The 14454-nt window shown below is 73.1% G+C and carries 9 protein-coding genes; 4 read left to right on the forward strand and 5 right to left on the reverse strand.

All coding sequences use genetic code 11. The features are described 5' to 3' along the window. Nucleotides 1-70 precede the first annotated feature (70 nt). The gene (locus AB0J46_RS20655; RefSeq protein ID WP_364334006.1) at nucleotides 71-1765 is read left to right on the forward strand and encodes a protein kinase; all 1695 of its coding nucleotides are present in this window, start codon (nucleotides 71-73) and stop codon (nucleotides 1763-1765) included. Between the two features lie 91 nt (nucleotides 1766-1856). Here AB0J46_RS20655 and scpA read toward each other — a convergent pair whose 3' ends face one another. The 5 genes from scpA to AB0J46_RS20680 all read right to left on the reverse strand — a co-directional run bounded on the left by scpA (nucleotide 1857) and on the right by AB0J46_RS20680 (nucleotide 10546). Continuing rightward, a complete protein-coding gene (gene scpA, locus AB0J46_RS20660; RefSeq protein WP_364334009.1) occupies nucleotides 1857-4001 on the reverse strand; it encodes a methylmalonyl-CoA mutase in 2145 nt (714 codons plus the stop codon). Then, complete coding sequence (locus tag AB0J46_RS20665; protein ID WP_364334012.1) at nucleotides 3998-5713, reverse strand: methylmalonyl-CoA mutase family protein; 1716 nt, start codon at nucleotides 5711-5713, stop codon at nucleotides 3998-4000. The genes scpA and AB0J46_RS20665 overlap by 4 nt, the downstream gene beginning before the upstream one ends. A 45-nt stretch (nucleotides 5714-5758) precedes the next feature. Continuing rightward, the gene (locus AB0J46_RS20670; RefSeq protein ID WP_364334015.1) at nucleotides 5759-7621 is read right to left on the reverse strand and encodes a peptidoglycan-binding protein; all 1863 of its coding nucleotides are present in this window, start codon (nucleotides 7619-7621) and stop codon (nucleotides 5759-5761) included. A gap of 78 nt (nucleotides 7622-7699) precedes the next feature. Continuing rightward, the gene (mtnA, locus tag AB0J46_RS20675) at nucleotides 7700-8638 is read right to left on the reverse strand and encodes an S-methyl-5-thioribose-1-phosphate isomerase (protein ID WP_364334018.1); all 939 of its coding nucleotides are present in this window, start codon (nucleotides 8636-8638) and stop codon (nucleotides 7700-7702) included. 42 nt (nucleotides 8639-8680) lie between these two features. After that, a complete protein-coding gene (locus AB0J46_RS20680) occupies nucleotides 8681-10546 on the reverse strand; it encodes a potassium transporter TrkA (protein ID WP_364334021.1) in 1866 nt (621 codons plus the stop codon). A gap of 95 nt (nucleotides 10547-10641) precedes the next feature. On the opposite strand from AB0J46_RS20680, the gene AB0J46_RS20685 reads away from it, so the two are divergent. The 3 genes from AB0J46_RS20685 to AB0J46_RS20695 all read left to right on the forward strand — a co-directional run bounded on the left by AB0J46_RS20685 (nucleotide 10642) and on the right by AB0J46_RS20695 (nucleotide 14454). After that, nucleotides 10642-12132 (forward strand): serine/threonine-protein kinase, encoded by a 1491-nt coding sequence (locus tag AB0J46_RS20685; RefSeq protein ID WP_364334024.1) that lies wholly within the window; start codon nucleotides 10642-10644, stop codon nucleotides 12130-12132. A gap of 56 nt (nucleotides 12133-12188) precedes the next feature. Then, nucleotides 12189-13301: a DUF5925 domain-containing protein gene (locus AB0J46_RS20690; protein WP_358293268.1), complete on the forward strand. Its 1113-nt coding sequence runs from the start codon at nucleotides 12189-12191 to the stop codon at nucleotides 13299-13301. 118 nt (nucleotides 13302-13419) lie between these two features. Further along, nucleotides 13420-14454 carry a C39 family peptidase gene (locus tag AB0J46_RS20695; RefSeq protein WP_364334027.1) on the forward strand — a complete coding sequence of 345 codons (1035 nt, stop codon included), beginning with the start codon at nucleotides 13420-13422 and terminating at the stop codon, nucleotides 14452-14454.

The raw sequence follows: 14454 nt of genomic DNA on the forward strand, positions 1-14454 counted from the left end.
GACAAGTCCGGTTATTTGCCAGTAAGGTGCTGGAGTTCTGATCACAGCCGTCACAGGAGTCACTCCCCTCATGCCCAACGTCGAACCCCTCCGCGAGGGCGACCCGGCGGCGGTGGGACCCTACCGGCTGGCCGGACGGCTCGGCGCGGGCGGCCACGGTGTCGTGTACCTCGCCCGCGGGCGCGACGGCGGTCCGGTGGCCGTCAAGATGCTCGCCGAGGGCGTCACCGCCGGTGAGCCGTTCGCCAGGGAGCTCGCCGCCGCGCGTGCCGTGGAGCCGTCCTGCGTCGCGCGAGTGCTGGACGCCTCGGTCAGGGGCCGGCCGTACGTCGTGACCGAATACGTGGACGGGCCCTCACTCCAGGACGCCGGCGCCCTGCGCGGCGCCGACGAGCTGCGGCGGCTGGCGGTGACGACCGCGACGGCGCTGGCCGAGGCGCACCGGGCGGGCGTCGCGCACCGCGACTTCAAGCCGTCCAACGTGCTGCTCGGGCCGGACGGTCCGCGGGTGACCGACCTCGGCGTCTCGGCGGCGTTCGGGACGGGGGTGAGCGCGACCGGCGCCATCACGGGCACGCCCGCGTACATGGCGCCCGAGCAGCTCTCGGGACGGGAGGCGGGTGCGCCCGCGGACGTGTTCGCGTGGGCGTCGGTGATCGTCTTCGCGGCGACGGGGATGCCGCCGTTCGGCGAGGACTCGCTGCCGGCGGTGATCAACCGCATCCTGCACGACGAACCCCGTACCGGCGACCTGCCGCAGCCGCTGCTCGGCGTGGTCCTGGCCTGCCTGGCCAAGGACCCCGCCCGCCGCCCGCCCATGGCCGACGTCCTCCGCCACCTGCTCACCATCCCCGCCCCCACCTCGGGCCCCTCACCCCACCAGGCCCCCTCAGGACCCGCGCCCCACCCGGCACCGTCGGGACCCCCGACCCACCCGGCGCCCTCCGACCCCTCGCCTCGCCCGTCATCCGCCGGAACGCCGACCCGCCCGGCACCCTCGGGAACGCCGACCCGCCCGGCAGCCCCCGGAACGCCGACCCGCCCCGCGGCCGCCGCGGGGCCGGGAGCCGCGTCGGGGACCACCGGGCTGCGACTGGTCGCGGGCACGCCGCCCCTCCCCCACGCGGGATCGCCGGCCCCACAGGTGCCGGACCCACAGGTCCCCGCCCCGCAGGCCGTCAAGCCGGGAACCGCGCCCAAGATCAAGGTGCGGCGGCGGGTGAAGACGGCGATGGTGGCCGGGGTCTCCGGGGTGTCCGTGCTGGTGCTGTCGGGCGCGATCGTGTGGCTCACTCCCTCGACGCCCACGCCCAAGGCCACCCACGTGGCCGACGTGACCACCGCCCCCGCGCCCACTCCAGGCACCGCGACCTCCCCCACCCGACGCCCACGACACACCCGCACACCGGTCCCCGGGCCGCAGGACGAGAGCACCTCCGGCACCACCCCGGCCCCCGACCGCCTCACCCTGGCCTCCCTGCGCCCGTCCGGCGGCACCAGGAACGGCGACTGCTGGGACGGCACGGTGCGGCTCCAGGCGGCGGTGACCAGGACCGGCGCCCCGGTCACCCTCCGGTACACCTGGATCGTCGACGGCACGGTCACCGCCCGCTCCTCGGCCACGCTCACCGAGGACGCCCCCCGCCACCTGACCTCGCCGACCGCGCTGACGACCGCCGGCCCCCACAGCGTCACGCTGCGGATCACCGCACCGGTCGCCCGCCAGCGCACCGTCGCCGTCACCATCTGCGACGACGCCCTCTGACCCGGGCGAGCCGCCCGAAGGGTCACGGGCGGCCGGTGACCCGCCGAGCCGCCCGCAGCGCCATGGGCGGCCGATGAGCGGCCGGAGAGCGCTACGGGCGGCCGGTGAGCGTCCGGAGCAGGTCGAGGGCGGCGTCGGCGATCACCGTGCCCGGTGGGAAGATGGCGGCGGCGCCGGCGGCGCGCAGCTCGTCGTGGTCGCCCGGCGGGATGACGCCGCCCACCACGATCATGATGTCCGCGGCGTCGAGGTCGGCCAGGGCGCGCCGCAGCGCGGGCACCAGCGTGAGATGCCCGGCCGCCAGCGACGAGACGCCCACGATGTGCACGTCGGCCTCGACCGCCTGCCTGGCCACCTCTTCCGGCGTCTGGAACAGCGGGCCGACGTCGACGTCGAAGCCCAGGTCGGCGAAGGCCGTGGCGATCACCTTCTGGCCCCGGTCGTGGCCGTCCTGGCCCATCTTGGCGACCAGGATGCGCGGGCGGCGGCCCTCGTCCCGCTCGAAGTCGGCGCAGGCCAGGCGGACGCGCTCGATGGCCTCGGCGTTGCCCGACTCGTCGCGGTACACACCGGAGATGGTACGCACCTGCTCGGCGTGCCGGCCGAACACCCGCTCCAGGGCGTCGGAGATCTCGCCGACGGTGGCCTTGGCGCGGGCGGCGTCCACGGCGAGCTTGAGCAGGTTGGCGTCGAGGCCCGGCGCGGGGTTCTCGGCGGCCTTGGTGAGCGCGTCGAGTGCGCGCTGCACGGCCTCGCCGTCGCGTTCGGCCCTGAGACGGGCCAGCTTGTCGAGCTGCTGGGCGCGTACGGCGCTGTTGTCGACCTTGAGCACCTCGATGGGCTCGTCGTCGGCGGCGCGGTACTTGTTGACCCCGATGACCGGCTGGCGGCCGGAGTCGATGCGCGCCTGGGTACGGGCCGCGGCCTCCTCGATGCGCAGCTTGGGCAGGCCCGCCTCGATGGCCCTGGCCATGCCGCCGGCCGCCTCGACCTCCTCGATGTGGGCCCAGGCGCGCTCGGCGAGGTCGTGGGTGAGCCGCTCGACGTAGTACGAGCCGCCCCACGGGTCGATGACCTGGGTGGTGCCCGACTCCTGCTGCAGGAGGAGCTGGGTGTTGCGGGCGATGCGGGCCGAGAAGTCGGTGGGCAGCGCGAGCGCCTCGTCGAGGGCGTTGGTGTGCAGCGACTGGGTGTGGCCCTGGGTGGCGGCCATGGCCTCGACGCAGGTGCGGGCGACGTTGTTGAAGACGTCCTGGGCGGTGAGCGACCAGCCGGAGGTCTGGCTGTGCGTGCGCAGGCTCAGCGACTTGGGGTTGGCCGCCCCGAACCGCGACACCAGCTTGGCCCACAGCAGCCGGGCGGCGCGCAGCTTGGCGACCTCCATGAAGAAGTTCATGCCGATGCACCAGAAGAACGACAGCCGGGGGGCGAACCGGTCGACGTCCATCCCGGCGGCGATCCCGGCGCGCAGGTACTCGACGCCGTCGGCGAGGGTGTAGGCGAGTTCGAGGTCGCAGGTCGCCCCGGCTTCCTGGATGTGATACCCAGAAATGCTGATCGAGTTGAACTTCGGCATCTTTTCGCTCGTATAAGCGAAAATATCCGAGATTATGCGCATCGAAGGAGCCGGCGGATAGATGTAGGTGTTGCGGACCATGAACTCCTTGAGGATGTCGTTCTGGATGGTCCCGGCCAGCTCCTCCGGCGCGACGCCCTGCTCCTCGGCCGCCACGATGTACATCGCGAGCACCGGCAGCACCGCGCCGTTCATGGTCATCGACACCGACATGCGGTCGAGCGGGATGCCGTCGAAGAGCTGCCGCATGTCGTAGATGGAGTCGATCGCCACCCCGGCCATGCCCACGTCGCCGGCCACGCGCGGGTGGTCGGAGTCGTAGCCCCGGTGCGTGGCCAGGTCGAAGGCGACCGACAGGCCCTTCTGCCCGGCCGCCAGGTTGCGCCGGTAGAAGGCGTTGGAGTCTTCGGCCGTGGAGAAGCCCGCGTACTGGCGGATCGTCCAGGGCTGGTTGACGTACATGGTGGGGTAGGGCCCGCGCAGGTACGGGGCCGCGCCCGGATAGGTGCGCAGGAAGTCGAGCCCGTCGAGGTCGGCGGCCGTGTAGAGCGGCTTGACCCCGATGCCCTCGGGCGTCTCCCACACCTCGCCCCCGGGGACGGCCGCCGCGCCGGAGCCGGCCCCCGGCCCGAGCGGGACGCCCGAGAAGTCGGGGATCATCGCAGCACCTCCAGGTCCTCGAACGTCTGACGGAGCACGGCGAGCGCGTCGCACCCCGCATACAGGCAGGCGTCCACGCCCTCGTAGTCTGCCTTCCCCGCCAGCCAGACGCGTCTCGCCCCCGCGTGCCGCAGGGCGGCGGCCACGGCGCGGGCGTGCTGGGCGTACAGCTTGTCGGTGGAGCACAGGCAGGCGACGGCGGCGCCGCTCACGGCGAAGGCGGTGGCGATCTGCTCGGGGTCGGCGCCCGGCCCGGCGGTCTCGGTGGCCAGGCCGCCGGCGTGGAACAGATTGGCGGCGAAGGAGGCCCGCGCGGTGTGCGCGGCGACCGGCCCGATGGTGGCCAGGAACACCTTGGGACGCTCGGGCAGGGCGTCGGCGACGTCGCGCAGCGCCTCGAACTCCTGGGCGTAGCGGGCCACGGGCCGCCCGGCGGGGGCGGGCGGCCGGCGCAGCGGCTTCTCGCCGGGGTCGGGGAACTCGCTGACGCCGGTGATCGGGAAGCGGCGGTGGGCGATGTCGTCGTCACGGCGGGACCGGGTGGCCGCGACGCGCCGCTCGATCAGCTCGCCGGCGGCCGCCACGCCTCCGGCGGCCTCGATCTCCTGGAACCACGCCCAGGCACGCTCGGCCAGGTCGGCGGTGCGGCGCTCGACGTACCAGGAGCCGCCGGCGGGGTCGGTCACCCGCCCGATCCCCGACTCCTCCAGCAGCAGCGACTGCGTGTTGCGGGCGATGCGCCGGGAGAAGGCGTCGGGCAGGCCGAGCGCGGCGTCGAACGGCTGCACGGTGACCGCCTCCGCCCCGCCGACGCCCGCCGCGAAGCAGGCCAACGTGGTGCGCAGCATGTTCACCCAGGGGTCGCGGGCGGTCATCATGGCCGCGCTGGTGACGGCGTGCTGGCGCTGGCCGCCGTGCTCGGCGGCGCCGCACACCTCGGCCACCCTGGCCCACAACCGGCGCGCCGCGCGCAGCTTGGCGATGGTGGCGAACTGGTCGGCGGTGGCGGCGTACCGGAAGTCGATCTGGCCTAGCGCTTGCTCAACCGTGAGGCCGGCGCCGGTGAGCGTGCGCAACTCGGCCACGCCCCGCGCGATCGAGCAGCCCAGCTCCTCGGCGTCGGCGGCGCCCGCGTCGTGGTACGGCGTGGCGTCGACCATGACCGCGCGCAGCCCCGGGACCGCGACGCACCGCCCGGCCAGCTCCGCCCCCTCGACGCCGCTCGCGCCCAGGTTGCCGCTGGGCGCGACGCCCTGCGCGGCGGCCAGGCCGAACAGCGCCTCGGCGGCCTCCCGCGTGTGCTCCCCCGCCTCCAGCACGATCGGGGCCAGGTCGAGGTAGACGTCCTTCAGCACGGCGGGCAGCGCGCCCACCGGGATCGCGCCGTCGCCGACGACCAGCCAGAGCGAGGTGACGCCGTTCTCCAGATCGGCCAGCACCGCCTCGGGGTCGGCCACGGCGTGCCGCTGCCGGACGTCCCAGCCGGGCCGCGCCCGCGCCCCCCGCGTGAACGGCGGCGCGCCCGGCAGCCCCGGATCGCCCGGCAGGTCGCCCGCGTCATAGAGCGGCGCGACCGGCACGCCGTCGTAGGTCGGGCTGGACAGCGCCTCCTCGGGCGAGCCCGCCTCGACCCCCGACTTGCGCAGGACCTCGACCGCCAGCCTCCGCCAGTCGTCGCGAGTGGTGGGAGGAAAGCCCGCTGCCAGTTCCATGCAACGGATAGTAGGCGCTGCCCGGCCCCCGCAGTAATCCGGGGGTTACCCGTCAGCCGCCGGCGCCTCCCAGGCCAGCCTCCACGTGAGCGGGCCCACGATCCCGTCGTCCTCGACGCCCTGCTCGCGCTGGAACTCGCGGCACACGTCGCGGGACCGGGCGCCGTACGCGCCGTCGACGGTCAGGTCGTAGCCGCGCTTGGCCATCTGCCGCTGCCAGGTGCGCACGTCCTCGCCCTCCATGACCGGCGGGTACTTCAGCAACCGGCCGGGGAAGGGCGGCGCGCCCTTGGGCGGCGGCGGGGTGGTGCCGCCGCCGGGGCGGGGCGCGCCGCGCTTGATCCAGGCGTACAGGGGGTCGCCGGGGCAGTCGGTCGAGTAGCCGTCGCGGTGGCCCTTGATCTCCTTGCCGGCGCCGCCCCGGTCGCGGACGTACTGGACGGCGTCGAGGACGGCGTCGAGCATCGCGTCGGGCGGCTGCACGAGCCCGGCGTTGCCGACCAGCCCTAGCACGGCGTAGTGACCGGCGTTGAGCCCGGGACCGTTGGCGGCCGGCAGATGATGCAGCCCCCGCCCCTCGAACACCTTCCGGTGCGGACAGGCGACGAAGGAATTCCCCGTGAAGTAGACAGTGCCGTCGCGCCTGGCCAGCCAGGTCTGGTTCGCGGTCCTGGGACACCAGATCTCACCATGGTAGATCTCGCGGCTGATTCTGAAGCTGGCGCTCTTCCGGGCCGCCCGCGGCGCGAAGTACTGCTGCCGCCGGATGGTGACCGCCCACATGTCGCTCGCACAGGTGGCCGTCGGCGACCTGCGACGCAAGGACGCGGCACTGCCCGTCAGAAGCACGGCGAACATGAACGCCTCCGCCCCCGCGCGATTCTTCTGCGCCAGCTTGTCCTTTCCGTTGTTGTCCGCGGCGAGCGAGGTCTCGATGAACAGGGACAGCTGTGCCCGGGTGAGGGAAAGCAGAAACTCGAAGGTCGGCACTCTGTCCGGCGCCATCTCCAGCAGCCGCCGCCCAGCGTCGGAGGACAGGTGGAACTCGGTGAGGTGCCGGTTGACGGTCTCCCGCCATCGAGGCACCCCGTCGGTGCTCCGGCCGGTGCGCGGGAAGCCTGGGACGGGCGGGCCGAAGACCGACGTGAGCGCCTCGCGGATCCTGGCCACGTACACCGGGTTCTTCTGCGACTGGTAAATGGCCACACTCGTGGTCGCGCGGCCCCGAAGCGGCTTGACATGCCCTTCTGTCCAGAACCAGGCAACGAGCTCCACGAGGGCGTCCGACCATTTCGCCTCGGTGGGCAGATCGGCACAGGGGGCCGCCAACGGCACTCTGTCCCAGTACCCCATCGTCTCCGTGGTCACCCACAGCCGCTCGTGCTCGGTGACCGCTCGGGGCATTCGGCCGGCGGGCGGCCCACCGTCACGGCCCTTGCGCCGGTCCGTTCCGGTACGCCGTCTACGGCGCTCGACGGGCCAGCGGTGCTGCGGCGTGGTCAGGGAAGAGTGGGACGCGCCTTCCATGCGCACCATCTCCCTGGCACCGGCCGGAAAGACGTACACGTCGAGCAGCCCCTGCCATTCGGACGCGCCCGTCTCGTGGTTGAGGGTGAGCACGCTCTCCCCCGGCTCCAGCTCGCGATACCGCTTCCAGCCCTGCCGCGTCAGGATCTCCGTCTCCTCGTCGACGCAGTAGCCGATGTCGATCCAGCCGTTGCCGTCCATGTGATAGCCCTGGATGGATCTCACCAGCTCGACGCAGCCGGCGTGATCGGACACGATGGCGGGTTCGACCCGGCCGCCGGTGTAGTGGACCTTGACGCCCCTGGTCGAGTCAAGCTGGGTGTAGGAGCCGCGGGGCGCGCGGGCCTGCCAGTCGCGGCGTAACACCAGATCGATGTCCACGAGTGCTCTCCGAGAGTAGATATCGGGACGACCGAGCGTAACGCCAGCGAGGTGAGCAGGTCCGGGGATCGCGCTATTTCACGGTCTGATCACCCGCCGTTCGGTCACGATCGCGGTGATCAGATCGTGCGGCGTCACGTCGAACGCGGGGTTCAGCGCCTGTGTGCCCTCGGGGGCCAGGCGTACACCTCCGACGGTGAGGATCTCCTCGGGGTCGCGGTCCTCGATCTCGATGTGGTCGCCGGTCGGGGTGGCGGGGTCGATGGTGGACTCGGGGGCGACCACGATGAACGGCACTCCGGCCCGTTCGGCGCCGAGCGCGAGCGCGTACGAGCCGATCTTGTTGGCGGTGTCGCCGTTGGCGGCGATGCGGTCGGCGCCGATGAGCACCGCGTCCACCTCGCCCTTGGCCAGCAGGTACGGCCCCGCCGAGTCGGCGACCAGCCGGTGCGGCGCGCCCATCCTGGCCAGTTCCCAGGTGGTGAGCCGGGCGCCCTGGAGCAGCGGGCGGGTCTCCAGGGCGAGCACCTCGGCCAGGCGGCCGCGTTCGTGCAGGGTCTGGACGACGCCGAGGGCGGTGCCGCGTTCGACGGCGGCCAGGCCGCCGGTGTTGCACACGGTCATGATCCGCAGCCGGTCGCCCTCCAGCAGGGCGGCGCCGCGCTCGCCCATGGCCAGGCAGGCGGCGATGTCGTCGTCGCGGATCCGCAGTGCGGCGGCCAGGACCGCCTGCCGGCCCTTGTCCAGGTGGGCGGCGGCCTGGTCGACGCCCCAGGCCAGGTTGGCGGCGGTCGGGCGGGCCGCGCGCAGTTCGGCGATCTGGCCGCGGTCGCCGTCGGCGAGGACGACGCCGAGCGCGCCGGCCACGCCGAGCGCGGGGGCGCCGCGCACGGCCAGCCGCCTGATCGCCGCGACGAGCTCGGCCACGGTCTCGACGCGCAGCCGCACGCACCGGCCGGGCAGCAGGGTCTGGTCCACGAGCTCGACGGCGTCGCCGGCCCAGTCGATGGTCCTCACGCCGCACACGGTAGCCGACGGCTCCCGGGCCGGGCCGTGGGGTCAGCGTTCGGCCAGGACGATCACCGAGTCCTGCCGGCCGAGGACGACGGTGTCGCTCTTGGCGGGGTTCAGCACGATGCCGTAGTGCGGCGGGACGTTCCTGGAGACGTTGTCGCGGTAGCCGATCGCGGTCTCGCCCCTGCGCCGGGCCGCCTCGACGATGGTGGCGAAGGTGACCTCGGCGCCGGTCCTGACGTAGGAGTCGGCGGGCCGGGGGTAGATCTCCGAGCCGTGCGAGTCGAACAGGTAGCCGAACACGTCGGCGAGGTGCCGGTTCTCGGCGAGCTGGGCCAGCAGCAGGCCGATGACGGTGTCGCTGATGACGATGTCGTCGGCCTCGGTGACCTCGGCCAGTGCCCGGTTGCCCTCGTCGTGCATCTCGCTGACGATCGAGTAGTGCTCGCCGAGCGTGCTCTGCATGTCGCGGAGCTGGAGCAGGGTCATGAGCGTGCGGGTGTCGGCGTGGTGGGGGTCGAAGCGGTCGTCGGACAGGACGATGACGTGCTGGTAGAGGCCGACGCCGAGGGATTCCAGCGCGTACCGGTCGGTGGTGTCGCAGTCCTTGACGTTGACGGTGAGGGTGCGCAGCCCGGTCAGGCCGGTGCCGGCCTTGGGGTGGTCGGCGGCGATGTCCAGGACCGAGCCCGTGGAGACGTAGCCGTCCAGGTAGCGCACGATCTGCTCGGCGCGGCCGTTCCAGTTGAGCAGGAGGGTGCGTTCGGGCTCGGGCTGCGGGGCGGCGGCGGTGGTGACGGCCTGTTCGTCGATCGGGGGCTCGCCGGTGGCGAGGGTGATGCGGGAGTCGTCGTGGGCGATGACGACGACCTGGTCCTTGGCCGTGATGACGGTGTCCATGGGCGGGTTGAGCACGACGCCGGCCGGGCCGCGTAAGCCGATGACAGCGGCGGTCTCGTAGGCGTGCAGGGCCTTGCTGTAAGTGGCGCCGACCAGTTCCTCGTCGGCGCGCAGGTAGATCTCGCCGCCGTCGAAGTTGAGCAGGTCCATGCAGACGACGGACATGCCGGACTGGCGGGAGGACTGCACGATCAGCCGGGAGGCGGTGTCGTCGGAGTCGACGAGGTGCACGTCCTCGCCGCCGGCCAGCCGCGCTGCGGCGAGGTTGCGGGCGGAGGCCAGGGCGGCGACCACGGGCGGGTGGGAGCCGTCCCGCTTGGCCAGGGCGAGCAGGATCTTGATGACGTGCGCGTCGGGGTCCTCGCCCTCGGGTGAGAGCACGACGACGGACCTGGCGGCGGTGAGGTTCATCAGGCCGAGGTCGCGCGGCTCGGTGGGACGTCCGGTGCGGCAGACCAGGCGGGTCCTGCCGAGATCGCCGACGTGCTCGCGGATGTCCTCCTCCATGGCGAGCTTGTCGCGGTCGGCCAGGACGGCGATGACCGAGTCCTTCTGGCTGGCGTGCGCCTTGACGAGTTCGGTGACGATCGTGAAGATCTGGTCGGACCAGCCGAGCACCACGGTGTGGCCGGACTCGACGATGCGCGAGCGGCCTCTGCGCAGGCGGTCCACCTTCTGCTTGAGGCCGTTGGACAGCAGGCCGACGAGCATGCTGACGATGAAGATGCCGCCCAGCGACCCGGCGAACATGACGGCCATGTAGCCGAGCGAGCCCTTGTCGCTGGCGACCTTGCTGGGGGTGAGGGCGTGCATGAGGGCCACCCACAGCACCTGCCCGGGGCCGCTGACGCCGTCGGGCTCGTCGGGCGCGAGCCAGAGGGTGAGCGCGGCCACCACGAGGATGAGCGCGACCGACACCACCGCGAGCCAGCCGATGAGCGAGGCCGTTCCCCTGGACATGGTGTTGTCGAACCAGTACCGCGCCCGTTCGCGGACCGTGATCCTCGACACTTCCCCGATACCTCCGTGTAAGGAGTGATTTAAACCGACGTCACAAGGTACCGGGCGATCTTGGCTTCCGCATGGCGACCGGTAACGTAGCCGCCATGGTGATCCCCCTCACACCGGACGATCCGGCGTTCCTGGGCGATTTCCGCCTGGCCGGGCGTCTGGGCGAGGGCGGGCAGGGCGTGGTCTACCTGGCCCGCTCCGCCTCCGGTGAGCCGGTCGCGGTCAAGCTGCTCAACGCCGGTGACCAGGAGACCCGGGCCAGGCTGGCGCGCGAGCTCGACGCGCTGGAGTCGATCGCCTCCTTCTGCACGGCCCGCGTGCTCGGCGTCTCGACGCGGGGCTCGCGGCCGTACGTGGTGAGCGAGTTCGTGGACGGGCCCTCGCTGGCCGACCGGGTGGCCGGGAACGCCGCCGGGAACGCCGCCGGGTGCGGCCCGCTGCGCGGCGGGGAGCTGGAACGCCTGGCGGTCGGCACGGCCACCGCGCTGGCGGCCATCCACGCGGCCGGGGTCGTCCACCGTGACTTCAAGCCGTCCAACGTGCTGCTCGGGCCGGACGGGCCGCGGGTGGTGGACTTCGGCATCGCCAGGGCCGAGGGGGCGGCGACGCACACCTCGGGGCTGGTCGGCACGCCCGCGTACCTGTCGCCGGAGCAGATCGCGGGCTCGCCCGCCTCCGGGGCCTCCGACGTGTTCGCGTGGGGGGCGACGATGGTCTACGCGGCCACGGGGGTCAGCCCGTTCGGGGCGGACACCGTGCCGGCGGTCCTGCACCGGGTGCTGCACGCCGAGCCCGACCTGTCGGCGCTGCCGCCCCGGCTGCGCGGGCCGGTCGCCGGCGCCCTGGCCAAGGACCCCGCCCGCCGCCCGACGGCCGCCGCCCTCCTGATGACCCTGGTCTCCCCCACCCCGGCCACGGGAGCGGGACCAGGAGCGGGACCGGGTGCGGGGGCTCTGAGGGGCGATCCGGGGGCGGCCGACACGCGCGAGAGCCGCGCGGCCCGAAATCGGGGACGCCGCGCCCTCGTCGGCGCCGGAGCGGCCCTGCTGGCCCTGGCCGTGGCCGGCGGCGTGGTCCTGCTGACCACCCGCACGCCCGGCTCGACCGCCACCCTGTCCACGCCGCCGCCGTCCACGGCCGCCGCCGCCCTCTCCACCCCGCCGTCCACGGCCACCGGCCCCGCCACACCCGCCGCCACCTCAGGGACGGCAACGGCGCCGGCCACCGCGACCCCCGGCGGCACCGGCGATCCGAAGATCCCGGCGGCCTTCGCCGGCACCTGGTCCGGCCACACCGACACCACCAACCCGCTCGACCCCGACGGCGCCGAGAACACGGTGGAACTGAAGGCCGGCCAGTCGCAGGCGGCCTGGACGGAGAAGGACTCCCAGGTCGACTGCGCCGCCACGATCACCCTGACCGAGGTGCGCCCGGACCGGCTGACTTTCTCCCTCGGGACGTCCACGGGCGGCTGCATCCCGGGTACTGTCTGGCTGGAGCTTGAAGGCGACACTCTCACCTACACCTGGCGGGACGTACCCGGCCTGGGCATGGTCACCCAGACCGGCGATCTCGGCAAGAAGTGACCGAACCACTCGTATAACCCTTCGACATCCGAGCCCACGAAGGAGATCCTTTACCTATGTCTGTGATCAGGGAGGTGCCGTTCCCCAGCGCGGACTCCTCGTCCGAGCTGCCGATGAACATCTGGATCGACGACGCCGACTCAGCGATCGACGTCATCGACGCCCTGGCGTTGTCGCCGTTCGCGACCGGCGTCCAGCCCTGGTCCAAGCTGGCCAATCTGGAGCGCGTACGTCCGGACGCGCGGTTGCAGCCGGCCGAGGGCCGGATGCTGCGCACCGCGCAGGTGGAGGACGGTTCGGAGTCGCGGCTCATCTGCGGCGAGGGCTGGACGTTGCGGGTCGTGCGGCACCGCAACCGCACCGCCACGGTGAGCGTGACGGCGGTGAGCGAGGAGCTGGCCGCCTCGGTGCTGAAGGAGAGCATCGACGGCGCCGAGGAGCCGATGCCCGACGCCGACCACGTCGAGATGGGCTTCTGGTGGCGCGGCTCCCACGGCGGCAACCGGTCGGAGAAGCCGATCACCGCCCAGCCGTGGGACGAGATCGGCACGAACTACTCGGCGCAGGTGCGCCCGGCGCTCGGCCGCCTGATGGCGACCACGCCCGCCGACGTCAACGGCCGGCTCATCCTGCTGCACGGCCAGCCCGGCACCGGCAAGACCACGCTGCTGCGCACGCTGGCCAAGCAGTGGCACGACTGGTGCCAGGTCGACTGCGTGCTCGATCCCGAGCGGCTGTTCAACGACCCGGGCTACCTGATGGAGGTGGCGGTCGGCTACGACACCGACGACGACACGCAGCGGTGGCGGCTGCTGGTGCTGGAGGACTGCGACGAGCTGATCAGCTCGGGCGCCAAGGCCCAGGCGGGGCAGGGGCTGTCGCGGCTGCTCAACCTCACCGACGGCCTGCTCGGCCAGGGCCGCGACGTGCTGGTGGCCATCACCACGAACGAAGACCTGACCCGCCTGCACCCGGCCGTGATCCGTCCGGGCCGGTGCCTGGCGCAGATCGAGGTGGGCCCGCTGACCAGGGACGAGGCCGTCGCCTGGCTGGGGTCGTCGCAGGGCGTGGGCGCCTCGGGGGCGACGCTCGCCGAGCTGTACGCCCTGCGCGCCGGCCGCGCGATCGCCCCGGCGGGCACGGACGAGTCCACCGGTCTCTACCTCTGATCCGGCTCCGCCGGGGGCGCCACGCGCGTCCCCGGCGTCCCGCGCGCCGGGGGCACGTCCGGGCTGGTACGTAAACCAACCGATGTGCGACACCGGGTGTGAAACCACAATATGGCTGGTGCTCACCGTCGATCTGGCGCGCGTCGCCTTCACCCGTCTCACCGTGCCCGGAGGCACGTGGACCAGCGAGGAACACCGGGTCGGCTTCGCGGCCACCCAGCTCGTGCCCTCGTGGACCGCGCGCACCCCGCCGGGCGGCGGGGTCGAGGTGGAGCTGCGGGCCAGGACCGGGGCGGGCACGCTGACCAAGTGGTACGTCATGGGCCGGTGGTCCGAGCACGGGCCGCGCACCTCGGTGCCCGGCCAGGGCGACGAGGACGGCGACGTGGCCGTGGACACGTTCGTGGCCAGGCGGCCGGTCGTGGCGTTCCAGCTGAGGGTCACCGCGCGCGGCGAGGGCGCGCGGATGACCTCTCTCGGCGTGCTGGCCTCGGCCCTGCCGCAGCGTCCGGTCACGGTGAGCACGCCCGGGGTGGCCGGGCACGTCGAGCTGGACGTGCCCGGCCACTCCCAGTACGCGCACGCCGGGCACCACCCGCGCTGGGACGGCGGCGGCGCGAACTGGTGCAGCCCCGCCTCGGTGGCGATGGTGCTGGCCTTCTGGGGCCGCGGCCCCGAGCCCGGCGAGCTGGCCTGGGTGGGCGCGGACGACCCCGCCCCGGCGGTGGACCACGCGGCCATGGGCACCTACGACGACAGCTACCAGGGCACCGGGAACTGGCCGTTCAGCGTGGCCTACGCCGGGCGTTACGGGCTGACCGGCTTCGTGACCAGGCTGCTGTCGGCGGCCGAGCTGGAGGCGTTCGTCCTGGCGGGGATCCCGGTGATCGCCTCGCTGTCGTTCCGGGCCCACGAGCTGCCCGGCTCCGGCTACTCCACGAACGGCCACATCCTCGTCGTCACCGGCTTCACCGCCGCGGGCGACGTCGTCGTCAACGACCCCGCCGCGCCCGCGGACGGCGAGGTTCGGCGGATCTACCCGCGGGCAGCGTTCGAGAACGTGTGGCTGAGGAGCTCGGGCAGCGGCGGCATCGTGTACGTCCTCCATCCGCCCGGGCACCCGCTGCCTCCCTGTACCAACGGCAATTGGTGA

This window comes from Nonomuraea sp. NPDC049758 (assembly GCF_040674635.1).
GTDB lineage: Bacteria > Actinomycetota > Actinomycetes > Streptosporangiales > Streptosporangiaceae > Nonomuraea.

Bases quoted from the DNA above. Each gene is read 5' to 3' on its own strand.
- AB0J46_RS20655 (WP_364334006.1), top strand. From the start codon at position 71: ATGCCCAACGTCGAACCCCTCCGCGAGGGCGACCCGGCGGCGGTGGGA.
- scpA (WP_364334009.1), bottom strand. From the start codon at position 4,001: ATGATCCCCGACTTCTCGGGCGTCCCGCTCGGGCCGGGGGCCGGCTCC.
- AB0J46_RS20665 (WP_364334012.1), bottom strand. From the start codon at position 5,713: ATGGAACTGGCAGCGGGCTTTCCTCCCACCACTCGCGACGACTGGCGG.
- AB0J46_RS20685 (WP_364334024.1), top strand. From the start codon at position 10,642: ATGGTGATCCCCCTCACACCGGACGATCCGGCGTTCCTGGGCGATTTC.
- AB0J46_RS20690 (WP_358293268.1), top strand. From the start codon at position 12,189: ATGTCTGTGATCAGGGAGGTGCCGTTCCCCAGCGCGGACTCCTCGTCC.